Origin of the sequence: Ideonella sp. BN130291 (assembly GCF_036231905.1) — a bacterium.
GTDB lineage: Bacteria > Pseudomonadota > Gammaproteobacteria > Burkholderiales > Burkholderiaceae_C > CAMLIZ01.
Window position 1 is genome coordinate 164,028 of sequence record NZ_JAZARE010000001.1, and the last position, 25,205, is coordinate 189,232.

Genomic DNA, 25,205 nt, shown 5'->3' on the forward strand with positions numbered 1-25,205 from the left:
GCGCAGGCCCCGAGCATCGCAGATTCGGCCGCGCTCATGGGTGCCTTATCCTTCACCGATGGTCGAGTCGTTTTTCGGGTTGAAGTGCGAGCCGTTTTCGGTGGCGCCCGATCCGCGCTTCCTGTACTTGAGCGAGCAGCACCGGGAGGCGCTGGCGCACCTGACGTACGGGCTGCACCGCGGTGCCGGCTTCGTGCTGCTCACCGGCGAGATCGGCGCCGGCAAGACCACCGTCTGGCGCCACTTCCTGGAGCACCTGCCGCCGCAGTTCGACGTGGCCAACGTGGTGAACCCGCGCCTGGGCGCGCAGACGCTGCTGGCCCGCGTGTGCGACGACCTGAACATCGAGCGGCCCGCGGCCGATGCGGGCGTGGACCTGATCGATGTGATCCACGGGCACCTGCTGCTGGCCGCCGCACGCGGGCGCCGCACCCTGATCGTGGTGGACGAGGCACAGGCCCTGTCCACCGACGTGCTGGAGCAGCTGCGGCTGCTGACCAACCTGGACACCAGCGGCGGCAAGCTGCAGGTGCTGTTGATCGGCCAGCCCGAGCTGCGCACCCTGCTCGAACGGCCGGAGCTCGAGCCGCTCGCGCAGCGGGTGGTGGCGCGTTTCCACCTCGCCGCCCTGCCGCCGGCGGAGACCGCACGCTACATCGCGCACCGCATGGCGGTGGCCGGCCTGGAGGGGCCGCTGCCCTTCCAGGACGACGCGCTTCAGCGCATCCACAGCCTGTGCCGCGGCGTGCCGCGCCGCATCAACGTGTTGTGCGACCGCGCGCTGTTGCTGGCCCAGGCGAGCAACAGCCGGCAGGTGGACCGGGCCTTGGTGGACCGCGCCGCAGCCGACGTCTTCGGCGCGCTGCTCAAGACACGTGCCCCGGCGCCGCCGCACACCGGCCGGCTGGTGGCCGGGGGCGTGGCCGTGCTGGCGGTGGCCGCAGGCCTGGTCGTGCTGGGGCCGATGGCGCAGCGTGCCTGGGCGCCCGAGCGGGCCACCGGCCAGCCGCTGGCGCTGGCCGCCGTGCCGGCGCCGGCCGCCACCGCCTCCCGATCGGTCGCCTCCGCCCTGCCGGCGGCGCCGGCATCCACCACATCCACTGCCTCCGCAGCACCCGCTGCATCCCCTCCACCCGGCGCATCGGCTGCGTCACCGGCGACCCCCACGCCGGTACCTGAGCTGCCCGCCAAAGCCGGACCCTCCACCGCGCCTCGGCTGCTGCAAAGCCTGGATGCGCTGTTCGTGGCCGGTGCCGCCGACGAAAGACGGGCGTGGCGTGAATTGGCGGGGCTGTGGGGCGCGGCCCTGCCCGGCGACCAGCCCTGCGCCGTGCCGGCTTCCAGCCCGGTGCATTGCTATCGCAGCCGCGGCGGGCTGGGCCCGATCCGCCAGCTGGCGCGGCCGGGCATCGTCAACCTCGCGGACGCGCAGGGCCGCATGGCCCAGGTGCTGCTGACCGGCCTGAGCGCCCACAGCGCCACCCTGCGCCTGGACGGCGGGGAGTACCAGGTGCCGCTGGGCGTGCTGGCGCAGGCCTGGCGCGGCGAGTTCGCCACCCTCTGGCGCGCGCCGCCGGGTTACCGACCGGGCGAGCTGGTGAGCGCGGGCAGCCCGCTGGCCACCTGGCTGGCGCAACGGCTGGCCGCGATCGATGGCCAGCCGGCCACCGGCTTGTCGGACGAGGCCCTGAAGGCCCGTGTGTTCGCCTTCCAGCTGGCCCACGGGCTGCCACCTGACGGCCTGGCCGGGCCCTTGACGCTGATGCAGATCAACCAGGCCAGCGCGGTGGACGAACCGCGCCTGCGCACGGCCGCCACGCCTTGAGCGGGCGCCGGCGCCTCAGCGGGCCGGTGTGCCCGCCATCGTGACCCAGCGCAGCTCCAGCACGTCGTTGGGCCACTGCACCACCTTGACACCGGGGCGCATGGCCCAGTTGTGGTGGCGCCGGTACAGCGGCATCAGCGGCAGGTCCTCGTGCATCAGCTTCAAGGCGTCGGCCACCAGGCTGCGGCGCCTGGTGATGTCCGGCTCGACGCGGATGGCGTCGATCAGGGCATCGAGCTTCGGATTGGAATAACGGCCCGCGTTGAAGGCGCCCGCCTGCAAGCCGTCGTTGGTGCGCACCAGCGACTGCAGGATGTTCCAGGGGTCCACGCCCGGCGACCAGCCGAACTCCAGGAAGCTGCTGGTGGCCTGGGTGAGCTTGGGGAAGAAGGTCGACGTGGGCGAGGGCTGGAAATTGACCTTGATCGCCACCTTTTCCAGCATGGCCGCGATCGCCTGGCACACCGCGGCACGGTAGCTTGCGTTCACGCAGTCCAGCGACACCGCAAAGCCGCGTTCGTAGCCCGCCTGCTTGAGCAGCGCGCGTGCGGCGGCGGGGTCGGCCTTGGGCCGCTTCTCGAAGGCCGGCAGGTAGCCGTCCACCAGCGGCGCCACATGCGAGCCGGTGGCCGTGCCCTGGCCGCGCAGCACCTGGCGCACGATGAGGTCGGTGTCCACCGCGAGCTGGATCGCCTTGCGCACGCGCAGGTCCTTGAACGGGTTCTGCCCGGGCAGGCCGCTGCCGGGCAGCTCGGCACGGCGCTGGTCGAAGGCGAGGTACTGGGTGCCGATGTCCTCGATCTCCACCACCTTGAGCGCCGGGTCGGCCTTCAGGCGCGGCAGGTCCTGGAAGGGCGGGTCGATCACGAAGTCCACCTGGTTGGACTGCAGCGCGGCCAGCCGCGTGGCGTCCGACTGGATCACGATGTACTGCACTTCGTCGAGGTTGCCTCCGCCGGCCGGCGTGCCCTTGCCCCACCACTGCGGGTTGGCCTTGAGCACGGTGCGCACGTCTGACTCGTAGCTCGCCAGCACAAAGGGGCCGGTGCCGTTGGCATGGCGCACCGCGTAGGTTTCCTGCTTGGCGTTGTAGTCCTGCGGCAGGGTCACCTTGTGCTCCTCGCACCAGGCCTTGCTCATCATCGCGATGGGCCAGAGCTTTTCCGGCAGCACCGCATCCGGCGCCGCGCTCAGCACCTCGATGGTCAGCGCATCCACCTTGCGCGCACCGGTGATGCCACGCATCTGGTTGGCCCGCTGCGAGGTCTTCTGCAGCGCGCGCTCGATCGAGAACACGGCATCGTCGGCGGTGAAGGACGTGCCGTCGTGGAATTTCACGTTCGGCCGCAAGGTGAAGCGCCAGGTGGTGGGGTTCACCATCTCCCAGCGCGTGGCCAGCGACGGCTCCAGCGTCTTGAAGTCCTTGGCGCGATTGACCAGGCCCTCGTACACCTGCGTGACCACCCGCGTCTGGTACAGCAGCGCCAGCGCATGCGGGTCCAGGGTCTGCGGGTCGAAGCCGCTGGCGTAACGCAAGGTGGCTGCGTGGCCGGCACCGCCGGCCAGCACCAGCAGCCCCAGAAGAACCGTGCGGATCCGTCTCATGTTGGACGCTCCCTGACAGGCAACGTCCGCGAGTGTGCTACTTCTGCGCCGGCGTGGCCACGCCCTGCACGAACCAGTCCATGGCCGCGATGGCGGCGTCGTCCAGCGCACCGTGTTCCAGGCGCACGCGCCCGGCGTTGTCCACCAGCCGGCCGGAGAAGGGCTTCAGGCGCCCGGCCTCGATGGCCTGCCGACGCGCGGCCACCTCGTCGCGCACCGCCTTCGGCAACGACGGCGCAATGGCGCTCAGGCGCACGAAGCCGTCCTTCATGCCGCCCCACACCGGCCGCGCGGCCCAGCGGCCGTCGATCACGCCGCGCGCCACCTGCGTGTAGTAGCCGCCCCAGTGGTGGGTCACCGCGGCCAGCTGCGCATGCGGGGCAAAGGCGCTCATGTCGCTCTGGTAGGCCAGCAGCTTCACGCCCTTGTCTTCCGCCGCCTGCGCCACCGCGGGCGAGGCGCTGTGGTTGGTGAGCACGTCCGCACTCTGGGCCACCAGCGCCAGCGCGGCCTCGCGTTCCCTGGCCGGGTCGAACCAGGTGTTCAGCCAGGTCACCCGCACCTGCGCGTTGGGGTTGGCCGCGCGCATGCCGAGCGTGAAGGCGTTGATGCCCTGGATGACCTCGGGCACCGGAAAGCCCGCCACATAACCGGCGATGCCGCTGCGGCTGCTGCGCCCGGCCACCAGGCCGGCGAGGTAGCGGCCTTCGTAGTAGCGCGCGTTGTAGGTGTTGAGGTTGGGGGCGGTCTTGTAGCCGCCCGCATGTTCGAACTTCACCTGCGGGAAGTCGGCCGCCACGCGCAGCGCGGGCTCCAGGTAGCCGAAGCTGGTGGCAAAGATCAGCCGGTGGCCTTGCAAGGCCAGGTCGCGCAGCACCCGTTCGGCGTCCGCGCCTTCGGGCACACCTTCGACCACCGTGGTGCTCACCTGCGCACCGAGCGTGCGCTCCATCTCGCGCCGGCCCTGGTCATGCTGGAAGGTCCAGCCCGCCTGCCCCACCGGGCTGACGTAGACGAAGCCGACCTTCAGCGGTGCGGTGGTGTTGGGTTGTGCCGGTGTGGCCAGCGGGAACGCCAGGGCGATGGCGCCGATGAGGTTTTTGAGCATGGTTGTCCTCGACATGGCCACCGAATTCACCGGGCGGTGGCAGCCCGCTGCAGCATTCGATTGTAGAAGCCGGGGTTCAGTGGCCGGTGGCCCGGCCGTACGGCTCAGGCGCCGACCACGCGGGCACGCACGTCGGGTGACAACGCGCTGGCCAGCTCCGCCGCAAAGCGCGCATGCAGGGCGTAGGCCTGCTCCACATCGGGCGTGATCGTCGACAGCCGCACCAGCATGCCGTCCAGCAGGCGGCCGCGCAGGCCAAAGCGCAGCTGGCGCAGGCGGAAGGCGGTGTCATCGGCCACGGCCTCGCCGCCCAGCACGGTCCAGTAGGTGATGGGCTCCGACCGGCCCGGCAGGCTGGCATGCAGCCGCGTGCCAGGCAGCGACCGGTCACTCAGCGGCAGCGTCACTTTCCGAAGGCCCGCGACACGGAAACCGTTGCCCGGATAACAGACCTCCGGCCGGTGCAGCTGCAGCCCGGCCGACTGCTCGCTACCCTCGGCGGCCAGCAGCATGATGCGGCGGCCCTGCGCGTCCACATAGGTGCGCTCCAGCACCTGGTCGTAGATGCCGAGGTGGCGGCCTTCCTGCCGGGCGGGGCGCACGAAGAGCTCGGCGCCGGCGTCGGTGTGCCAGGGGCCGAACCGGCGCGGGAACAGGGTGTCCAGCGTGGTCATGTCCCGCGCGGGGTCGGCCACCGGCCTGGCCCATTGCGCCATGAGTGCGGCCAAGCCCATGCCGGCACCGAGGCCCAGCGCCAGGCGGCGGTCGAGGTTCATGCTGCGCTCCCGGTGCGCGGCAGCAGCCGGCGCAACCCGCAGTCGAGGGCAAAGATCAGCACCAGCGCCACCGTGAACAGCACCAGCCCGGCAAAGCCGTGCACGAAACCCTGCCCCACCGCGTCGCCGAACCGGTAGGTCACCAGCATCAGCACGATCACGCGGATCACGTTGGCCACGAAGGACACCGGCACCACCAGCACGGCCAGCAGCGCATTGAGCAAAGCCGAGCCGCCGCTGCGCAGGCTGGCGTAGAGCAGGCCCATGGCCTCGAGCGTGAACATGGTCTGCAGGCCGGCACAGGCCTCGCTCACCAGCAGCTGGTACTGGCCGATGGTGACGACCACGCCTGAGCGCCCCACCGGCGCGCCCGCCCAGAACAGCAGCTGGGTGGCCACCGCCGACACCGCCAGCTTCAGCGGCCCGGTCAGCGCCAGCACCAGGCTGTAGGGCAGCGGCATGATGAGCAGCAGGAAGAACAGCGGAAAGGCTGCGGCGCGCAGCCCGCGCCGGCCGCCGCACAACAGCACCAGTGCGGCCAGCACCATCACCAGGGCGGTGATCTCCAGGCGCAGCAGCTGCTGGCTGCGCCCCACCACGTACATCAGCAGGCCCGCGCCAAACAGCAGCCCGGGCAGCAGGCGCGGTTGTGGCCCAGCGGCCAGCAGCTGATCGCGGCGCTGGTAGAGCAGCCAGGCCGACACGGCCGCGAACAGCAGCTCATGGCCTTGAGCGTGCGAGCTCCAGGCACCGGCGCTCAGATCCCACAAGGTGGGCACGAACAGGGCCGCCAGGCCGGCCGCCAGCCACAGCAGCGGGAGTCGATCGCCGCCGCCCAGGGCAGGGGCCGGCGGCAAGGCGGTGGGCGACACGGGGCGAGCGTGCAGCGCGCTCAGCGCTGCACGGGCTGGTCGCCGGCGGCGCTGGCCGCCTGGGCAAAACGGCCGACGTAGTTCACCTGGGCCGCACGGCGCAGTTCGCCCATGCGGGCGCTGACCAGCCGGCGCTTGCGATCGGCCAGCAGGTAGGCCTGGATCGGCTCGCGCGCCTGGGCGCGCTCCACCCGCGCATCCTGCGTCTTGAGCACGGTCCACACCCGCAGCGCGGGCGTGGTGTCCAGCACCATCGAGCGGCCTTCTTCGAGCTTGTGCAGCGTGTCCAGCAGGCGCACCGGCACGTTCTCCGGCAGCTGCACCGTCACGCCGGTGCGGTAGCGCAGCCCGGCGCGGTCCAGCGCGGCCTGGACTTCGGCCGCCGAGCGCGCCGAAGCGAGCACGGGCTGCAGTGCGGCCTGCGCCGGGCCGGGCACATCGACTGCGAACTCCTGCACCGTGAAGATGCGGCGCTCACCAAACAGCGCGGGATGGGCGTCGTAGTAGCGGTCGACCTCGTCGCTGCCCGGGCGCTCCACCTTGGCGGCCAGCTGTTCCTGGTACATGCGCGCCAGCAGTTCGCGCCGCGCCGCCTCCATGCCCTGCACGAAGGCCGGGTCGCTTTCGATGCCCTGCTCGCGCGCGGCCTGGGCCGCCAGCTCCTGTTCGACCAGGGAATCCAGCGCCACCCTGGGCGCCGCGTCGGCGTACAGGTCGTTGATGCGTGGCTGGCGCTGCAACAGGTACTGCACCTGGTGCAGCGAGAGTTCCCCCTCGTTCACCTTGGCCGCGATCTGGCTGGATTTCGGCGCCGCATCATGCCGGCCGCAGCCTTGCAGCAAGGGCAGCACCGCAGCGGCGGCCGCCAGCAGCAGCGCCGCGCGCCCTGGCGCGGGGAACAACATCGCAGTGACGCTCAGCTGCGGCGGCGGCGCAGCGCCACGCCGGTGAGCAACAGGCCCATGGCCACCATCGCCACGGTCTGCGGCTCGGGCACGGCGGTGACATAACCGGCATAGATGCCGGTGACACCCGCCAGGCCGGTGCCGTCCACCGTGCCCGTGAGGGTGAGCGCGTAGCTGCCACCGCCGGTCAGGCCGTAGAACGAAAAACCGTCGTTGGGGTTGCTGTCCATCTGGCTCGCACCCAGGCCGGTGCCCGTGAGGGTGGCGGAGCTGAGGCTCACGTTCCACATCGTCCCGAAGTTGACGGTGGTCGTATCGCCGTTCACGGTGGTGGACGAGCCGGGGATGGTGAAGGTGTAGACGTCGGCGAAGTTGCCCACGTAGTTGCTGAACGAGTGGTACAGCGGCTTGGACATGTCCAGCAGGCCGAGGTTGAACACGTCGGCTACCGCCGGGCCCGCGGCCAGGGCACCCGCCGCCACCGCGGCCAATGCGCGCATCTTCATGAGGTCTCCTCCATTGAGCGTTCGTTACAAGTTGAGGAACATCTTGTCACATGCGCCAGCGAAGGGCCTACCCCTCATGCCGGGGGAAGCGGCTGTGAAGATCCCACAATCACCCGATCCAGGGGATGGGGAGTCAGCATGCTGATCAACTGTGTGGCCTACCAGGACGGCACCAAGCTGGCCGACATCCCGATCGCGGAAGTGAGCGACTACCTGCAGCGGCCCGGCTGTTTCGTCTGGGTGGCCCTGCGCGACGCCACCGACGAAGAGCTGCACACCATGCAGCAGGAGTTCGCCCTGCACGAGCTGGCGGTGGAGGACGCACGCCATGGGCACCAGCGGCCCAAGGTGGAGGAATACGGCGACACCGTGTTTGCGGTGATGCACACGGTGGAGTTCACTGCCACCGACGCGCTGCGCGCCGGCGAGGTGGCGGTGTTCGCCGGGCCGAATTTCGTGCTTTCGGTGCGCAACAACAGCCAGCAAGGTTTCCTGGGTGTGCGCGCGCGGGCCGAGCGTGAGCCGCAGCTGCTGCGCCATGGTGCAGGGTTTGTCTTCTATGCCCTGATGGACGCGGTGGTGGACCGCTACTTCCCGGTGATCGATGCGCTGGAGAGCGAGCTGGAAGCGATCGAGGGCCGCATCTTCGAGCCGGGCGCCGCACGCGCCAACATCGAGCAGCTGTACGCGCTAAAGGGCCGCATCATGACCGTCAAGCATGCGGTGGCGCCCCTGATGGAAGCCGCCGGCAAGCTGAGCCTGGGCCGCGTGCCGCGGGTGTGCGAGACCAGCCGCGACTACTTCCGCGATGTGTATGACCACCTGATCCGCATCAATGCCACGCTGGACACCTTGCGCGACACCATCGGCACCGCCATCCAGGTAAACCTGTCGATGGTGACGATCGAGGAGTCCGAGGTCACCAAGCGGCTGGCCGCCTGGGCCGGCATCTTCGCAGTGGCCACCGCGTTCGCCGGCATCTGGGGCATGAACTTCGAGCACATGCCCGAGCTGAAGTGGCACTTCGGCTACCCGGCCGCGCTCGGTTTGATCGTCACCACCTGCGGGCTGCTGTGGTGGCGCTTCCGCAAGGCGGGCTGGCTGTAGCACGCTGCCGGCCGCGCCAGTGGCCATGACCTGAGCGCCCGGGGCACGTGAGGTCCGCACGGGTCGCACATGCCGTCCAGCGCCCCTCGCGCACCGCTCACCGGGCAGCGGATGGCAAAGCGCCAACTTGTCACGCGGCGCGCGCCAGGCTCGCTTCAAGGGGTAACCAAACGAACCGATAGACAGGGAGCTGCCAGCGGCCCCGGGTGCCATGCCCGGCCGCGGCCACCCTGTCATCGAGAGTTCACCGAAGGAGACCCTGATGGAGCGTTTTGCACGAGCTGCCGCGTTGGCAATGTTGGTCTGCACCCTGGCCGCCTGTGGCGGCAGCCCTGCTCCCCAGGCCGTGGCCGCGCCCGCGGGCGGCGCCAGCGGGCCGACAGCCCAGACCATCACCGGAGTGAGCACGCCGACCAGCGTATCGGTGGTGACCGCCAAGAACGCCCAGTAAGCCGACGCCTCCGGAGAACGACCATGACGCTTCGCCCCCGCACCCTGGTGGCTGCCCTTGCAGCCGCCCTGCCCGCCCTGGCCCTGGCCGCGCCGGGCAGCAGTTCGCCCTACCGCACCGACACCCAGAACAGCCACGTCGAAGACGCGACCTCGCGCGGCGTGGGCCAGGTGAACATGATCACCTGCTTCATCGGCTCCATGCGGCCGGAAGCGCTGGTGAACCAGCCCAACTACTTCGCGATGGTCGACAAGACCAAGTGCGACCCGGAAAAGAGCGCCGGCAACGACAGCTCGTCCAGCGGCGCGGCGAACGCGCCCAACTACATGACGGCGACGGTGAACTCCAGCCGCAGCTCCAACAGCGAGCCGATGCGCGTGAAGGTGTGGGCCGATGAGAAGGAACAGGACTTCAGCGCCACCATCTTCATCAACATCTCGGCCACCGAAGCGCCCACCGCCAACAACCCGTACGGCGTGTTCCGCATGGACTATTGCGGCAAGGGCGACAGCGGCGGCCCCTGCATGATGAATGGCTACCTCGAGGGCAGCGCCGACGGCATCAGCTATTTCGAGCTCGAAGGCGATGGCGCCGGTGGTGGCGGCGGCAAGGCGCTGCGGCTCACCACTTCCGGCACCGACAGCGGCGCCGGCATGCTGCAGATGACGGAGCAGGGCCAGCCCCTGGCCTATTCCTTCGCCTACAACGCCAGCTACTTCCGCCGCTCCGACGGCACGCAGGACCAGTGTTTCTCACGCGATGCGAGCGACCCCGAGACCGGCATGTCGGTGTGGCGCTACGGCCTGTACGACGCCAGCACCGGCGAGCGGGTGAACCGCAACTCCGGATTCCCGATCGAGTTCACCGGCGCACAGGGCCAGGTCGAGCGCGGTCAGATCGGCTACTGGGGCCTGAACGTGCCCCCGGGCGTGAACATCGCCAGCGGCACCACGGTGCAGCGGGTGGAATACGGCGCCGGCCAGCCCACCAAGACCGCCTATGCCCTGCTCAAGGCCGATGGCCGGCTGATGAAGTACAGCAAGCAGACCCGCACCCTGGCCGCCACCGACAAGCTGCACTTCCAGACCTGGGTGGGCGACGCCACCAACTTCTACCCCGGTGCGCAGTCGAACACGCAGTACGAGATGTACTGGGACGACAGCGCCGGCGCCTTCAAGGTCACCGCCACCATGGAGTGCGGCAACGGCCCCTGCCAGACGCATGACCTGTCGGCCGAGCAGACGGTGCAGCCCTCGTTCTTTGCGCCCATGGGGGGTGTGCGCGGCTGGTCGCAGACGCTGGGCGGCGAGCTCTTCATCCCGCTGGCCGGCGTGACCGGCAGCGTGCAGTCGGCCAACGTCAACGTGATCTACCGCACCCAGGACCTGGTGTACCCGGCCGACATGCCGACCACGCTGTACTGCCTGCGCGACTGCCCCACCGCAGCCAGCATCGGCGCCTACTTTGCCGACGGCTCGAACGCGCAGTCACCCTTCGTGGCCAATACCTTCAACAACTGGATGCCCTCGGGCAGCGACGCGGTGGTGAGCTACAGCACCGACACCACCCATGTGCTGCTGAAGGACGGCGCCGGCGCCGCGGTGACCTTCACCAACCGCGACGCGCTGCAAAGCCGCCCGCAATACCAGCACGGCCTGCGCACCGGGCGCCTGTTCACCGACCTGGCCGGCGCCCAGTGCACCAACGACACCAGCCATTACTGCGACTACAAGGTCGAGGAAATGGCCACCTACTACCAGTGGGAAACCGGCCCCAACCAGTGGAACCAGTTCGCCGCGCTGAAGGACGGCAGCGGTGCCCTGGTGACCTTCGATGCGCCGCTGCAGGTGACCTACAACGTGCCCACCGGCACGGCCTACGGCGCCTATGCCGGCAAGTCCATCGTGCTGCAGTACGGCGGCTTCGGCGAGCTCTGGGGCATCCCGGGCCACTGCGTCTCGCGCACCACCAACGAACCGGTGAGCTGCGAAGGCCAGGAGTCGCGCTACGTGCCGGCCTTCGTGATCCCGATGGACGAGGTGCTGGGCCGGGTCAGCCTGGGCGGCACGCCGCTGCTGGCCAAGTGGCTGGACCGCGAGATCCGCTTTGCCCGCAAGGACGTGTCGGTGTGTGCCGCGGCGGGTGTCACCCTGCCCAGCGGGCTCACCCTGCCCACGGCCAGCAGCCTGGCGGACCCGTCGGATGCCAACTCGCCGATCTACATCGGCGCCCGGCCGGTGGTGACGGACGCGCCGCGGGTGATCCACGGCGACGTGAAGTTCTGATGGCCGGCGTTGCGGCGGGCCTGCAGCCCACCGCGACACCATGGCGGCCGCGCACACGGGTGGGCTGGGGCTTCGCGGCCTCGGCCCTCGCGCATGGGCTGCTGCTGGCCTGGCTGGGCACGCCGTCGCAGCGGCCGGGCAGCAGCCCGGTGCGGCCGGCCGCCGCCCGACCGCACATCACCTGGCTGGCCCTGGCACCCGCTGCGGCGCCGGCACCGGCGCCCGCCACGTCCGCCCGGACAGACACCCCGCCCCCGCGAGCCCCGCGGCCGGCGGCGGCGCGCAAGCAGGCCGCCGCGCCCACCGCAGCACCCTCCCCCAAGGCCCTTGCACAGGCGGCGGTCGCGGCCCTACCAGCACCTGAGCCAGCCGCGTCGGCGCCGCAGGCCATCGCGGGCGTGGCCTTCGCACCGGCGGCCATCGGCTGGGGTGGCAGGGCACCACGACCCTGGGCCGCGATGCCGTCGATCCAGCCGCTGCCGCCCAGCGCATCGACCGCGCCGCCGCCGGAGGCGGCGCTGGCCCGGATGCAGGACGCCGCGCGTGCGCAGATCGCCCTGGCGCTGCAGCAGCAGCTCGGCCGCCTGCCGGCTCCGTCCACCGGCGTGCAAGGCCGCTGTGCACCCCCCGCGTCCGGCGCCGGCGACCTCGCCTGCGACAGCGACGCGCTGCAGCAGGCGGTCTCTGCGCAGGCCGCGGCACTGGCCGGCCTGCTGCGGGCCTACCGTGGCGCCGACCCGCGTGTGACCGACGTCGCGCTGGCCTACACCGACGGCCGCTACCAGCTGCAGCTGCGATAGCACGGGCCGCCGCATGCGGCGCACGCGCCGGCCCGCGCGCCCGGTAAAGTGCCGGCACCATCACACAGCGAAGTTGAACCCCCATGAACAGCAAACCGGTGTTGACCGCGGACGAAGTGGCGCAGATGCTCGCCGCCGCCCGCCAGGAAGCCCAGGCCAACGCCTGGGCCGTGACCATCGCGGTGGTGGACGATGGCGGCCACCTGCTGGGCTTGCAGCGCCTGGATGGCGCCTCGCCGGCCAGCGCGGCCATCGCCACCGACAAGGCGCGCACCGCGGCGCTCGGCCGGCGCGAATCCAAGGCCTATGAAGACATGATCAACAACGGCCGCACGGCGTTCCTGTCGGCTCCGCTGCACGGCATGCTGGAAGGCGGCGTGCCGGTGGTGTGCGAAGGGCAGGTGGTGGGCGCGGTGGGCGTGTCGGGTGTCAAGTCCGAGCAGGATGCCCAGGTCGCCAAGGCGGCCGTGCGCACCGTGGCCGCGGGGCAGTGAGGACGGCATGGACAGCACTGCATCGCACGCGGCCCACCCCGCAGCGCACACGGCGCGGATCGTCTGGCGGGTGGCGATGCTGGCCGCCGTGCTGTGGGTGGGCTGGGAACTGAACGCCCTGCGCGGCGAACTGAACGCTCCGCAGCCCTCGTCCATCGGCCTGGCCCAGCAGGTGGCCGACGTGAAGACCGAGCTCGACGAAGTGGCCGACGCGGTGGCCGACTTGCAGGACGCGGTGGACCGGGTGGAAGCGGCGCTCGTCGAGGATGCCGAAGCCGACCCCGCGGTGCGGCGCGAGGCTGCGCTGCAGCAGCGCGTGCTGCAGCCGGCTCGGCGGCACGCCGGCGCGGCCGCGCCGTCGGCCACGCGGGTGGTGCATCAGCCGGCGAACACCGCGTCCAGCTCGGCGATCCAGCGGCGCTTGTCCGCCTCACCGGCAAAGCTGGCCTCGAAGCTGTTGCGCGCCAGCACGTAGGCGTCGCGCGCGGTGAGCGCCGGCACGGCCTCGAAGGTCTCCAGGTAGTTCTGGTTCACGTAGCCGCCGAAGTAGGCCGGGTCGTCCGAATTGACCGTGGCCTTCAGGCCCGCGTCCAGCAGCGCCTTGAGGTTGTGCTGCGCCAGGGTGCCGAACACGCACAGCTTCACGTTGGACAGCGGGCACACGGTGAGCGGAACCTGCTCGCGCACCAGGCGCTGCACCAGCGCCGGGTCTTCCACGCAGCGCACGCCGTGGTCGATGCGCTCGACCTTCAGCACGTCCAGCGCTGCAGCGATATAGGCCGGCGGGCCCTCCTCGCCCGCGTGGGCCACCAGGTGCAAACCGAGCTCCCGGCAGCGGGCGAACACCCGCGCAAACTTTTCGGGCGGGTTGCCCCGCTCGCCGCTGTCCAGGCCCACGCCGACGATGCGGTCGCGGTAGGGCAGCGCCTGCTCCAGTGTCGCAAATGCCGCCTCCTCGCTCAGGTGGCGCAGGAAGCACATGATGAGCGCGGCGCTCACGCCGAGTTCGTCGCGCGCGCGCTGCACCGCACGGGTGAGACCGTCGATCACGGTGCCGAAGGGCACGCCGCGGTCGGTGTGCGTCTGCGGGTCGAAAAAGAGCTCCGCATGGCGCACGTTCTCGGCCGCCGCCTTGGCGAAGTAGGCCATCGCCATGTCCTCGAAGTCCTGCGGCTTCAGCAACACCGAGGCGCCGGCGTAGTAGATGTCGAGAAAGCTCTGCAGGTCGGTGAAGGCATAGGCCGCGCGCAACGCCTCCACACTGGGATACGCGAGTGCCACGCGGTTGCGTGCGCTCAACGCAAAGATGAGTTCCGGCTCCAGCGAGCCCTCGATGTGCAAGTGCAGTTCGGCCTTGGGCATGCGGCGCAGCAGCTCGGGCAGGCGCTCGCGTGGGATGGCGTCGAAATCGTTGGTCATGGCTTGCCTTGAAAGGACAAAGGCCGCTCGTTGCAGCGAGCGGCCTCGGGTACTGCTAGCGCATCACGCTCACTTGCCGGTCGGCACTTTCGCGTCCACGCCCTTCACGAAGAAGTTGATGCCGTGCAGGAACTTGTCGTCGGCGACTTCGTCCTTCTTCAGCATCTCCTTGCCATCGTTGGTGACGATCGGGCCCTTCCAGATGGCGAAGCTGCCGTCCTTCAGGCCGGCCTTCACCTTCTCCAGCGCCTCCTTGGCATCGGCAGGCACCTTGTCGGACAGCTCCACCAGGTCGATGGCGCCTTCCTTCACGCCCCACCAGGTGTTGTCGCCGGCCTTCCAGGTGCCGTCCAGCGCCTCTTTCACGGCCTTCTTGTAGTAGGGCTCCCAGTTGATGATGGCCGAGCCGAGGTGGGCGTTGCGGCCGAACTTGCCCATCGGCGAATCCCAGCCGAAGCCGTACTTGCCGGCTTTTTCGGCCGTCTGCAGCACGGCCGACGAATCGGTGTTCTGCATCAGCACGTCCACGCCCTGGTTGATCAGGCTCTGCGCGGCTTCGCCTTCCTTGGGCGGGTCGAACCACTTGTTCACCCACACCACCTTGGTCTTCACCTTCGGGTTCACGCTCTGCGCGCCCAGGGTGTAGGCGTTGATGTTGCGGATCACCTCGGGGATGGGAATGGAGCCCACCACGCCCAGCACATTGGTCTTGGTCATCTTGCCGGCGATCACGCCGGCCATGTAGGCGCCTTCATAGGTGCGTGAGTCGTAGGTGCGCATGTTCTCGGCACCCTTGTAGCCGGTGGCATGCTCGAACTTCACGTCCTTGCTGTCGGCGGCCACCTTGAGCATGGACTCCATGTAGCCGAAGGTGGTGCCGAAGATCAGCTTGTTGCCCTGGCCCACGAAGTCGCGGAACACACGTTCGGCATCGGCCGCTTCGGGCACGTTCTCGGCAAAGGTGGTCTCGACGCGGTCGCCGAATTCCGCTTCCACCGCCTTGCGTGCCTTGTCGTGCGCAAAGGTCCAGCCGGCGTCGCCCACCGGGCCCACGTAGGCGAAGGCGATCTTCAGCTTGGCCGTGGCGGGGGCCGAAGCCGGCGCCGCTGGGGCGCTGGCGGCGGCGGATGCAGCCGGCGCGGCGGGCGCTGCTTCCTCCTTCTTGCCACAGCCCACGAGGGCGGCGGTGGCGGCCAGCGAGCTCCAGCCGGCCCACTTGATCAGCGAGCGCTTCGAGATGGGAATCATGCGGTCTCTCTCCGTCGGGTGTGAAGATATGAAGGGCGGATTATCCGGGCGCTCACGAGCCCGGAAAAAAGGGTTTGCCCAGCGACGCCGGCATGTTGATCTTGATCCACGCCGGGTTGCGGGAGATCAGCACCAGCACCACGATGGTGGCGAGGTAGGGCAGCATGGTGAGGAACTGGCTCGCGATCTCCACGCCCTGGCCCTGCAGCTGGAACTGCAGCATGGTCACGCCGCCAAAGAGGTAGGCCCCCAGCAGCACACGCGCCGGCCGCCAGGTGGCGAAGGTGGTGAGCGCCAGCGCGATCCAGCCCTTGCCGGCCACCATGCCCTCCACCCACAGCGGGGTGTAGATCACCGACAGGTAGGCCCCACCCACGCCGCACAGCGCACCGCCGGCCACCACGGCCAGCAAGCGGATGCGCCGCACCGGGTAGCCTAGCGCATGCGCCGACTCGGGCGACTCGCCCACCGCGCGCAGCACCAGCCCGGCGCGCGAGCGGTAGAGGAACCACGCCAGCGCCACCGTGAGCGCGATCGCGATGTAGACCATCGGATGGTGGCGGAACAGCGCCGGCCCGATGAAGGGAATGTCCGCCAGCCCGGGGATGGCGAAGTGCGGGCGGTCGGCCAGTTTCTCCTGCGTGTAGGGCAGGCCGACGAAGGCGGAGAAGCCGCTGCCGAAGAGGCTCAAGGCCAGGCCGCTGGCGTACTGGTTGGTGTTGAGCCAGATCACCAGCAGCCCGAACACCGCGGCCATCGCAGCCCCGGCCACCGCACCGGCACCGAAGGCCAGCCAGTCGTTGCCGGTGTGCACCGAGGTGGCGAAGCCGGCGACGGCGGCCACCAGCATCATGCCCTCGGCCCCCAGGTTGACGATGCCGGCCCGTTCGTTGATCAGCAGCCCCAGCCCGGCCAGTGCGAGCACCGTGCCGGCGTTCAGGGTGGCCGCGAGCAGCAGCGAGAGGGTCTCGTCCATCAGGCTTCCTTCACCGTGGTGGTGTGGGCCGCAGCCGGCGCCACCGGCCGCGGCTGCGCCGGTGCCCAACGCAAGCTGTAGTGGATCAAGGTGTCGCAGGCCAGCAGCGCAAACAGCAGCAGGCCCTGGAACACGCCGGTGATCGCCTTCGGAAGGCCCAGGCGCGACTGCGCGAGTTCGCCGCCGATGTAGAACATGCTCATCAGGACGGCCGAGAACACGATGCCCACCGGATGCAGCCGGCCGACGAAGGCGACGATGATGGCCGCGAAGCCGTAGCCCGCCGGTACATAGGGTGTCAGCTGCCCGAGCGGCCCCGCCACCTCCAGCGCACCCGCCAGCCCGGCCGCGCCGCCGGACAGCAGCAGCGCCGTCCACAAGGCCGTGCGCGAGGAGAAGCCGGCATAACGCGCCGCCGCCGGCGCCAGCCCGCCCACCTGCAGCTGGAAGCCGCGGTAGGTGCGGAACAGGAACAGCCAGCACGCCCCCACCGCCAGCAGTGCGATCGGCGCACCGATGTTGATGCGCAGGCTGCCGTCAAACAGGCGCGGGATCTTGGTCACCGCGAGGAAGCTGATGCTTTGCGGAAAGTTGTAGCCCTGCGGGTCCTTCCAGGGGCCATACACCGCATAGCCCAGCAGCATGTCGGCCACGTACACCAGCATCAGGCTCACCAGGATCTCGTTGGCATTGAAGCGGTCACGCAGCAGCGCCACGATGGCCGCCCACAGCATGCCACCCAGCACCCCCGCCAACAGGATGGCCAGCACGATCCAGCGCCCGGTGTGCGCGTCCGCCTGCATCGCCACCCAGCCGCCCGCCATCGCGCCCAGCACGAACTGGCCTTCGGCACCGATGTTCCAGATGTTGGAGCGGAAACACACCGCCAGGCCCAGCGCGATCAGCACCAGCGGCACGGCCTTCACACTCAGCTCGGACAAGGCATACGCGTTCTTCGCCGGCTCCACGAAGAACATCTGCAACCCACGCACCGGGTCCTTGCCCAGCAGCATGAACAGCGCGATGCCGACCAGCACCGTGATCGCCAGCGCGATCAAGGGCGAGGCCAGGGACATGGCCTTGGAGGGCTGGGGCCGGGCCTCAAGCTTGAGCATGAGGCTCCTCCACCGCGGCGCCGGCCTTGTCGCGGCCCCACAAGCCCGACATCCACTCGCCGATCTGCTGCACCGTGGCGTCGCGGCGCGCGATCGGCGGCGACACCCGGCCCTGCGCCATCACCACCAGCCGGTCGCTGATCTCGAACAGCTCGTCCAGCTCCTCGCTCACCACCAGCAGCGCGCAGCCGGCATCGCGCAGCTTGAGCAGCTCGCCGCGGATCTGCGCGGCGGCGCCCACGTCCACGCCCCAGGTGGGCTGCGACACGATCAGCAGCCTGGGCTTCGCGTCGATCTCGCGGCCCATCAGGAACTTCTGCAGGTTGCCGCCGGACAGGCTCTTGGCCACCGCATCCGGCCCGCCGGCCTTGACCTGGAAGCGCGCGATCAGTTGCTCGGCCAGCCGCTGCACATCGCGGGTGCGGATCCAGCCGCTGGGGTTCACGTTCTCGGTGCGCGTCAGCAGGGTGTTCGCCTTCAGCGACAAGGTGGGCACCGCGCCGCGGCCCAGCCGCTCCTCCGGCACGAAGTGCAGGCCCAGCCTGCGGCGCGCGGCCGGGCCGCGGCGCGCGATGTCCTGCCCGAAGAGGCTGATGCTGCCGGCGGGGGAGCGATCGTCCTCGCCCGACAGCGCGGCCATCAGCTCCTGCTGGCCGTTGCCCGACACGCCCGCCACGCCGAGGATCTCGCCGGCGCGCACCTCGAAGCCCACGCTGTCCAGCGCGGTGGCGAAGGGGTCGCGCTTCGGGACGCTGAGGCCGCCGACCTTCAAGGCCACCTCACCCAGCGCCACCTCGCGGTGCTCCAGCTCGGGCGGCTCGGCACCGATCATCAGGCGCGACAGGGAGGCATTGGTCTCGCGCGTGGGGTCCACCTCGCCGGTGACCTTGCCGCCGCGCAGCACGGTGCAGTGGTGGCACAGCGCGCGGATCTCGTCGAGCTTGTGGCTGATGTAGAGGATGGCGCAGCCGTTGGCACTCAGCTTGCGCAGGGTGATGAAGAGCTTGTCCACCGCCTGCGGCGTGAGCACCGAGGTGGGCTCGTCCAGGATGAGCAGCTGCGGCTGGGTGAGCAGCGCGCGCACGATCTCCACCCGCTGGCGCTCACCCACCGACAGCGTGTGCACCGGGCGCAGCGGGTCCACCTCCAGGCCATATTCGCCGGCCACCTGGCGGATGCGTTCAATGACCTTGGGCAACGGGAGGCCCTTGTCCAGGCCGAGCCAGACGTTCTCCGCCGCGGTGAGTGTGTCGAACAGCGAGAAGTGCTGGAACACCATGGAGATGCCCAGCGCACGGGCCTCGCTCGGGTTCTTCACCTGCACCGGCTGGCCGTTGAAACGCACCTCGCCGGCATCGGGCCGCACCGCGCCGTAGATGATCTTCATCAGCGTGGACTTGCCGGCGCCGTTTTCACCCAGCACGGCATGGATCTGCCCGGGCATCACGCGCAGCGACACCTTGTCGTTGGCGCACACCGCCGGGTACTGTTTGGTGATGCTCAGCAGCTCGAGTCGAGGCACGGAGGTTGTCATGGGGTGCGCAGAGCAGTTGAGCCGTAGCGCCGTTGGCCGGCGACGAAGGTGGCGACCAGGTTGCGCTCGTCGCCGAGCGTCATCCATGCAAACAGGCGGTCATGCACGTCGCGTGCCACTTCATGGCGCCGCGCCGCCACCGGGCCCACGGCCCAGTCCCACACCGCCACGTCGGCGAGTGTACCGACGGCCAAACTGCCGATTTCATGGTCGAGCCGCAGTGCACGCGCCGCACCCAGGGTGGCCGCATACAGCGTCTTCCAGGCCGTCAGGCGGCGGCCCGCCATGGCCTGCACCTTGTAGGCGTCGGCCATGGTGCGCAGCATGGACAGGCTGGTGCCGCCGCCCACGTCGCAGCCCAGGCTCACCGGGATGCCCGCCGCCTGCGCCGCGGCCCAGTCGAACAGGCCGCTGCCGAGGAACAGGTTCGACGAAGGGCAGTGCGACAGCTGTGCACCACTCGCGCGCAAGGCGGCGCGGTCGGCATCGTCCAGCCAGATGCCATGCGCGAAGATGGCGCGCTCGGTGAGCAGGCCGTGCTGCGCATACACGTCCAGGTAGCTGCGGGCCTGAGGGAAGAGCTCTGCCACCCAGCGCACCTCGTCCTGGTTTTCCGCCACATGGGTCTGCATGTAAAGGCCCGGCGTTGATGCCAGCAGGCGGCCGGCCATGGCCAGCTGCGCGTCGCTGCTGGTGGGCGCAAAACGCGGCGTCACCGCATAGGCCAGGCGGCCGTTGCCATGCCAGCGTTCGATCAGCGCGCGGCTGTCAAGCTCGGCCTGCACCACGTCGTCGCGCAGGAAGTCGGGCGCATGGCGGTCCATCAGCACCTTGCCGGCAATCAGCCGCATGCCGCGGGCCTGCGCCTGCTCGAACAGCGCATTCACCGAGGTGGCGTGCACCGTGGGGAACACCGAGGCGCTGGTGGTGCCGGTGGCCAGCAGCGCGTCCAGGAACAGCGCGGAGATGCGCTGCGCGTGGTCGGCGTCCGCCATGCGGCGCTCGGCCGGGAAGGTGTGCTTCTCCAGCCAGTCCAGCAGCGCGGTGCCATAGGCGCCGATCACGTCGATCTGGCCGCTGTGCACATGGGTGTCGATGAAGCCCGGCAGGATGAGCCGGCCGCGATGGTCTTCGCGTGGCCAGTCCTCACCCGGCGCCTGCGGCTGCACCGCCACGATGCGGCCATCTTCGATCAGCAGCCAGTGATCGGGGCGGAAGCGTGCGCCAGGGCCGCTGGCATCGTCCAGGCCGGGGTCGGCGTCCAAGTCCAGCAGGTCGCCGCGCAGGGCGAGCCGGCTCATCGCCTGGCCCTCTGGAATGGACGCCTATGGACGGCTGTGTGGACGCTGCGCTGGGGGGCCACGTGCGAATACCCTTACTGGTGACGGCGGATCTTCGTCAATGGCGATCAGGCCGCCATACGGTGCGGCGTATAGCCGCCATGGCGAGCATCGTATACAACGAGGGGTACAACCCGTTAACTTAGGGCAAGCCCTCCCCACCCTTCAGTCGCATGACCACTCGCACTATCCGTTTTGTGCACCGCGGCCGCACCGTCAGCGTCAGCGGCATCGCGCCCACGCGCACGGTGCTGGACTGGCTGCGCGAGGATGCGCGCTGCACCGGCACCAAGGAGGGCTGCGCCGAAGGCGATTGCGGCGCCTGCACCGTGATCGTGGCGGAGCGGTCCGATGCACCCGGCAACGTGGGCGGCCTTCAGCTGAAGACGGTGAACGCCTGCATCCAGTTCATGCCGGCGCTGGACGGCAAGGCGCTGCTCACGGTGGAGGACGTCACCGCGCTGGGCGACGGCGCGCAGCTGCACCCAGTGCAGCAGGCGATGGTGGACTGCCACGGCTCGCAGTGCGGCTTCTGCACCCCCGGCTTCGTGATGAGCATGGCGGCCAGCTACGAGCGCCATTGCCAAGCCCGCACCAGGCCCAGCCGCGCCGAGCTGGCGGACGAGCTGGCCGGCAACCTGTGCCGCTGCACCGGCTACCGTCCCATCCTGGACGCCGGCCAGCGCATGTTCGAGCTGCCGCAGCGCCGCCTGCCGGTTGAAAGCTTGCGCGAGCAGCTGAACGCCTTGCAGGCCGAGCCGCCGCTGTCCTATGAGTTCGACGGCCGCCGCTTCTGGGCGCCGCGCACCCTGGCCGAATTTGCGGCCCTGCGCGAGCAGCAGCCGCAGGCCCGTTTGATGGCCGGCTGCACCGACATCGGGCTGTGGGTGAACAAGCAGTTCCGCGAGCTGGGCGACATCCTCTTCATCGGGGACGTGGCCGAGCTGCGCCGCATCGAGACGCACGACGCCCAGCTGCGCATCGGCGCCGCGGTGAGCCTCGAAGACGGCTGGGCCACGCTGGTGCAGCACTGGCCGCAGTTGCAGGCGATGTGGCTGCGTTTTGCCTCGCCGCCGGTGCGTCATGCCGGCACGCTGGTGGGCAACCTGGCCAATGGCTCGCCCATCGGCGACGGTGCACCAGTGCTGATGGCCCTGGGCGCCACGCTGCTGCTGCGCCGCGGCACCCAGCAGCGCCGCCTGCCGCTGGAAGCCTTCTACCTCGGCTACATGAAAAACGCGCTGCAGCCCGGCGAGTTCATCGAGGCGGTGGAAGTGCCGCTGCCCACCGCATCGCAGCGGATGCGCGCCTACAAGGTGTCCAAGCGCTTCGACAGCGACATCTCGGCGGTGGCCGCCGGCTTGAGCATCGAGCTCGACGGCGACATCGTGCGCAGCGCGCGTTTTGCCTTCGGCGGCATGGCCGCGGTGGTGCAGCGCGCCGCCGGGGCGGAACAGGTGGTGCAGGGCCAGCCCTGGAACGAAGCCACGCTCACCGCCGCGCTGCAGGCACTCGCCGCCGACTTCCAGCCGCTGACCGACCTGCGCGCCAGCGCGGCCTACCGCACCCATGTGGTGGGCCAACTGCTCAGGCGCTTCTGGCTCGAGACCCGGCCGGCCGCGCCGCTGCCGGCGGCCGAACTCGACGTGTGGCACGACGTGCGCCGCGCCGTCGTCTGAACACCAAGGACAGACCATGAACAAGCTGGTCGACGCGCCCCTCACCGAGCCGCTTCCCACGCCGCAGGTCGGCGTGGGCCGCCCGCATGAATCCGCCGCGCTGCATGTGACCGGTCGTGCCGCCTATGCCGACGACATCGCCGAAGCCAGCGGCACCCTGCATGCTGCGCTGGGACTGTCGCCAGTGGCGCATGGCCGGCTGCTGGGCGTTGATTTGCAGCGCTTGCAGGCCCTGCCCGGCGTGGTGGCGGTGCTCACGGCCGCCGACATTCCTGGTGTGAACGACTGCGGCCCGATCGTGCACGACGACCCCATCCTGGCCGATGGCGAACTGCACTACCTCGGCCAGCCCGTCTTTGCTGTCATCGCACAAAGCCGCCAGGCCGCGCGCCAGGCCGCGGCGCTGGCCAAGGAGGTGATCCGCTGCGAGCCGCTGCCCGCCGTGCTGAACGTGCGCGAGGCCCACGCCAAGGCGCATTACGTGCTGCCGCCCATGCACCTCACCCGCGGCGACCCGGCGGCCGCGCTGCAGGCTGCGCCGCACCGGCTGCAGGGCTCGCTCACGGTGGGCGGGCAGGAGCAGTTCTACCTCGAAGGCCAGATCTCCTACGCGCTGCCCACCGACGACGGCGGCATCCACCTGCACTGCTCCACCCAGCACCCGAGCGAGATGCAGATGGTGGTGGGCCATGCGTGTGGCCTGAAAGCGCACCAGGTGCGGGTGGAATGCCGTCGCATGGGTGGTGGCTTCGGCGGCAAGGAATCGCAGTCCGCCCTGTTCGCCTGCGTGGCCGCGGTGGCGGCCCAGCGGCTGAACCGGCCGGTCAAGTTGCGGTTGGACCGCGACGATGACTTCCTCGTCACCGGCCGGCGCCATGGCTTCGAATACGACTACGAGGTGGGCTTCGACGATGCGGGCCGCATCCTCGGCGTGGAGATCACGCTGATCGGCAACGCCGGTTACTCGGCGGACCTGTCGGGGCCGGTGATGACGCGAGCCATCTGCCACTTCGACAACGCCTACTGGCTGCCCAACGTGGCCATCCATGGCTACCTGGCACGCACCAACACGCAGAGCAACACCGCCTTCCGCGGCTTTGGCGGGCCGCAGGGTGCGATCGCGATCGAGGCCATCCTGGAGCGCATCGCCACCCGGCTCAAACGCGACCCCGTCGCCGTGCGCCAGGCCAACTACTACGGCACGCAGGAGCGCAATGTCACGCCCTATGGCCAGACGGTGGACGACAACGTCATCCACGAGCTCACCCAGCAGTTGATCGACAGCAGCGACTACGCCGTGCGCAAACTGGGCATCACGCGCTTCAACGCGATGAGCCCGGTGCTGAAGAAGGGCATCGCCTTCACGCCGGTGAAGTTCGGCATCTCCTTCAACGTGACCCACCTCAACCAGGCCGGCGCGCTGGTGCATGTGTACCAGGACGGCAGCATCCTGGTGAACCATGGCGGCACCGAGATGGGCCAGGGCCTGAACACCAAGGTGGCCCAGGTGGTGGCGCATGAACTGGGTGTGCCCTTCGAGCGCGTGCGCGTGAGCGCCACCGACACCACCAAGGTGGCCAACACCTCCGCCACCGCGGCCTCCACCGGCGCGGACCTGAACGGCAAGGCCGCGCAGGACGCGGCGCGCCAGATCCGCGAACGCCTCGCCGCACTGGCCGCGCGCCTGCACGGCGGTGCACCGGAGGACGTGCGCTTCGGCAATGACACGGTGACCGCCGGCAGCACGACCTTGGCCTTCTGCGACCTGGTGGCGCGCGCCTACCTGGAGCGGGTGCAGCTGTGGTCCGACGGCTTCTATGCCACGCCGGGGCTGCACTGGAACCGCGAGACGCTGACGGGTCGGCCGTTCTACTACTACGCCTATGGCGCGGCGGTGAGCGAGGTGCTGGTGGACACGCTCACCGGCGAATGGCGGCTGCTGCGTGCGGACCTGCTGCACGACGTGGGCCAGTCACTCAACCCGGCCCTGGACATCGGCCAGGTGGAAGGTGGCTTCGTGCAGGGCATGGGCTGGCTCACCACCGAGGAGCTGGTGTGGCACGCGACCACGGGCGCCCTGCTCACCCACGCGCCCAGCACCTACAAGATCCCCACCGCCAACGACGTGCCCGAGGCGCTGCAGGTGCAGCTGTTCGACAACCGCAATGCGCACGACAGCATCCACCGCTCCAAGGCGGTGGGCGAACCGCCGTTGTTGCTGGCGTTCTCGGTGTGGCTGGCGCTGCGCAATGCGGTGGCCGCGGCGTTGGGGCCGGACGCCGACCCCCGCCTGGATGCACCGGCCACGCCGGAAGCCATCCTGCGGGCGCTGGGTGCGTTGCCATGAACGAAGCCACCCTGCGCCGCACGGCGCTGGCCTGGCTGGCCGCCGCCCGCCCCGCGGTGGTGGTGCAGGTGCTGGAAGCGCAAGGCTCCACGCCGCGCGAAGCGGGCGCGCGCATGCTGGTGAGCGCCGATGCGGTGGAAGGCACGATTGGTGGCGGGCACCTGGAGCTGCAGGCGATTGCCGACGCCCGCGCGGCGCTGGCCGCAGGCACCGCACGCCAGCTGCACGAAAAGCGTTACGCCCTCGGGCCCGCGCTCGGCCAGTGCTGCGGCGGCGCGGTCACCCTGCGGCGCACGCCGCTGGATGGCGACAGCCTCGCCCGCTGGCCCGAACCGCTGGCGCGATTTCACCTGCAGCTGTACGGCGCCGGCCATGTGGGCCGCGCGATCGTGCGGGTGCTGGCGGGCATCGACTGCCGCGTGAGCTGGATCGACGAACGCGACGCCGAATTCCCCGTGCGCAGCGAGCTGCCGCCGCACATCGAGTGCGTGTGCGTGGACAAGGTGCAGGCCGAAGTGGCCGGCGCCCCGGCTGGTGCCTTCTACCTCGTGCTCACCCACAGCCACGCGGTGGATCTGGCGATCGTGGAGGCGGTTCTGCGGCGCGGTGACTTCGGTTTCCTGGGCCTGATCGGCTCGGCCACCAAGCGCGCCCGTTTCGAACACCGGCTGCAGGAGCGCGGTGTCACGGAAGCACAGCTGCAGCGCCTGGTCTGCCCGATCGGCCTGCCGGGCATCACCGGCAAGGAGCCGGAGGTGATCGCGGTGGGCGTGGTGGCGCAGCTGCTGCAGTGGAGCAGTTGACCAACAGCCG

At 70.0% G+C, this 25,205-nt stretch carries 22 protein-coding genes; 10 read left to right on the plus strand and 12 right to left on the minus strand.

Annotated features, from left to right (window positions below; translation table 11 throughout):
• Positions 1-58 precede the first annotated feature (58 nt).
• Positions 59-1,825: an ExeA family protein gene (locus tag VPH43_RS00780; protein ID WP_328575737.1), complete on the plus strand. Its 1,767-nt coding sequence runs from the start codon at positions 59-61 to the stop codon at positions 1,823-1,825.
• Between the two features lie 15 nt (positions 1,826-1,840).
• On the opposite strand, the gene VPH43_RS00785 is transcribed toward VPH43_RS00780, so the two are convergent.
• From VPH43_RS00785 to VPH43_RS00810, 6 genes are all read right to left on the minus strand, one after another.
• The gene (locus VPH43_RS00785; protein ID WP_328575738.1) at positions 1,841-3,430 is read right to left on the minus strand and encodes an ABC transporter substrate-binding protein; all 1,590 of its coding nucleotides are present in this window, start codon (positions 3,428-3,430) and stop codon (positions 1,841-1,843) included.
• A gap of 37 nt (positions 3,431-3,467) precedes the next feature.
• The gene (locus tag VPH43_RS00790; protein ID WP_328575739.1) at positions 3,468-4,538 is read right to left on the minus strand and encodes a BMP family ABC transporter substrate-binding protein; all 1,071 of its coding nucleotides are present in this window, start codon (positions 4,536-4,538) and stop codon (positions 3,468-3,470) included.
• A 104-nt stretch (positions 4,539-4,642) separates the two neighbouring features.
• The gene (locus tag VPH43_RS00795) at positions 4,643-5,314 is read right to left on the minus strand and encodes an exosortase C-terminal domain/associated protein EpsI (protein ID WP_328575740.1); all 672 of its coding nucleotides are present in this window, start codon (positions 5,312-5,314) and stop codon (positions 4,643-4,645) included.
• Entirely contained in the window at positions 5,311-6,186 is an 876-nt protein-coding gene (gene xrtB, locus VPH43_RS00800) for an exosortase B (RefSeq protein ID WP_328575741.1), read from the minus strand. The genes VPH43_RS00795 and xrtB overlap by 4 nt, the downstream gene beginning before the upstream one ends.
• A 20-nt stretch (positions 6,187-6,206) precedes the next feature.
• Complete coding sequence (locus VPH43_RS00805; protein ID WP_328575742.1) at positions 6,207-7,091, minus strand: EpsD family peptidyl-prolyl cis-trans isomerase; 885 nt, start codon at positions 7,089-7,091, stop codon at positions 6,207-6,209.
• Positions 7,092-7,102: 11 nt separating this feature from the next.
• Complete coding sequence (locus VPH43_RS00810; RefSeq protein WP_328575743.1) at positions 7,103-7,597, minus strand: FxDxF family PEP-CTERM protein; 495 nt, start codon at positions 7,595-7,597, stop codon at positions 7,103-7,105.
• A 138-nt stretch (positions 7,598-7,735) separates the two neighbouring features.
• On the opposite strand from VPH43_RS00810, the gene corA reads away from it, so the two are divergent.
• From corA to VPH43_RS00840, 6 genes are all read left to right on the plus strand, one after another.
• Positions 7,736-8,704, plus strand: a complete 969-nt coding sequence (gene corA, locus VPH43_RS00815; protein ID WP_328575744.1) for a magnesium/cobalt transporter CorA — start codon at positions 7,736-7,738, stop codon at positions 8,702-8,704.
• A 262-nt stretch (positions 8,705-8,966) separates the two neighbouring features.
• A complete protein-coding gene (locus tag VPH43_RS00820; RefSeq protein WP_328575745.1) occupies positions 8,967-9,155 on the plus strand; it encodes a hypothetical protein in 189 nt (62 codons plus the stop codon).
• Positions 9,156-9,178: 23 nt separating this feature from the next.
• On the plus strand, positions 9,179-11,440 hold the full coding sequence (locus VPH43_RS00825; protein WP_328575746.1) for a hypothetical protein: 2,262 nt from the start codon (positions 9,179-9,181) through the stop codon (positions 11,438-11,440).
• The gene (locus tag VPH43_RS00830) at positions 11,440-12,240 is read left to right on the plus strand and encodes a hypothetical protein (protein WP_328575747.1); all 801 of its coding nucleotides are present in this window, start codon (positions 11,440-11,442) and stop codon (positions 12,238-12,240) included. Before VPH43_RS00825 ends, VPH43_RS00830 begins: the two co-directional genes overlap by 1 nt.
• An 83-nt stretch (positions 12,241-12,323) precedes the next feature.
• Entirely contained in the window at positions 12,324-12,734 is a 411-nt protein-coding gene (locus VPH43_RS00835) for a heme-binding protein (RefSeq protein ID WP_328575748.1), read from the plus strand.
• A gap of 7 nt (positions 12,735-12,741) precedes the next feature.
• Positions 12,742-13,209 (plus strand): hypothetical protein, encoded by a 468-nt coding sequence (locus tag VPH43_RS00840; RefSeq protein ID WP_328575749.1) that lies wholly within the window; start codon positions 12,742-12,744, stop codon positions 13,207-13,209.
• On the opposite strand, the gene VPH43_RS00845 is transcribed toward VPH43_RS00840, so the two are convergent.
• From VPH43_RS00845 to guaD, 6 genes are all read right to left on the minus strand, one after another.
• Positions 13,113-14,153, minus strand: coding sequence for an adenosine deaminase (locus tag VPH43_RS00845; protein WP_328575750.1), 1,041 nt, complete (start codon positions 14,151-14,153; stop codon positions 13,113-13,115). The genes VPH43_RS00840 and VPH43_RS00845 overlap by 97 nt on opposite strands.
• A 69-nt stretch (positions 14,154-14,222) precedes the next feature.
• Positions 14,223-15,401 carry a BMP family ABC transporter substrate-binding protein gene (locus VPH43_RS00850; protein ID WP_328575751.1) on the minus strand — a complete coding sequence of 393 codons (1,179 nt, stop codon included), beginning with the start codon at positions 15,399-15,401 and terminating at the stop codon, positions 14,223-14,225.
• 52 nt (positions 15,402-15,453) lie between these two features.
• A complete protein-coding gene (locus tag VPH43_RS00855) occupies positions 15,454-16,377 on the minus strand; it encodes an ABC transporter permease (RefSeq protein ID WP_328575752.1) in 924 nt (307 codons plus the stop codon).
• The gene (locus VPH43_RS00860; protein ID WP_328575753.1) at positions 16,377-17,492 is read right to left on the minus strand and encodes an ABC transporter permease; all 1,116 of its coding nucleotides are present in this window, start codon (positions 17,490-17,492) and stop codon (positions 16,377-16,379) included. The genes VPH43_RS00855 and VPH43_RS00860 overlap by 1 nt, the downstream gene beginning before the upstream one ends.
• Positions 17,479-19,026 (minus strand): ABC transporter ATP-binding protein, encoded by a 1,548-nt coding sequence (locus VPH43_RS00865; RefSeq protein WP_328575754.1) that lies wholly within the window; start codon positions 19,024-19,026, stop codon positions 17,479-17,481. Before VPH43_RS00865 ends, VPH43_RS00860 begins: the two co-directional genes overlap by 14 nt.
• Positions 19,023-20,327: a guanine deaminase gene (guaD, locus tag VPH43_RS00870; RefSeq protein ID WP_328575755.1), complete on the minus strand. Its 1,305-nt coding sequence runs from the start codon at positions 20,325-20,327 to the stop codon at positions 19,023-19,025. The genes VPH43_RS00865 and guaD overlap by 4 nt, the downstream gene beginning before the upstream one ends.
• Positions 20,328-20,539: 212 nt before the next feature.
• Here guaD and xdhA point away from each other — a divergent pair, with 212 nt between their 5' ends.
• Genes xdhA through xdhC form a run of 3 tightly spaced genes read left to right on the plus strand, consistent with a single transcriptional unit; the run spans position 20,540 to position 25,195 of the window.
• Positions 20,540-22,045 (plus strand): xanthine dehydrogenase small subunit, encoded by a 1,506-nt coding sequence (gene xdhA / locus VPH43_RS00875; protein WP_328575756.1) that lies wholly within the window; start codon positions 20,540-20,542, stop codon positions 22,043-22,045.
• Between the two features lie 16 nt (positions 22,046-22,061).
• Entirely contained in the window at positions 22,062-24,392 is a 2,331-nt protein-coding gene (gene xdhB, locus VPH43_RS00880; protein ID WP_328575757.1) for a xanthine dehydrogenase molybdopterin binding subunit, read from the plus strand.
• The gene (gene xdhC / locus VPH43_RS00885; protein ID WP_328575758.1) at positions 24,389-25,195 is read left to right on the plus strand and encodes a xanthine dehydrogenase accessory protein XdhC; all 807 of its coding nucleotides are present in this window, start codon (positions 24,389-24,391) and stop codon (positions 25,193-25,195) included. The genes xdhB and xdhC overlap by 4 nt, the downstream gene beginning before the upstream one ends.
• Positions 25,196-25,205 lie beyond the last annotated feature (10 nt).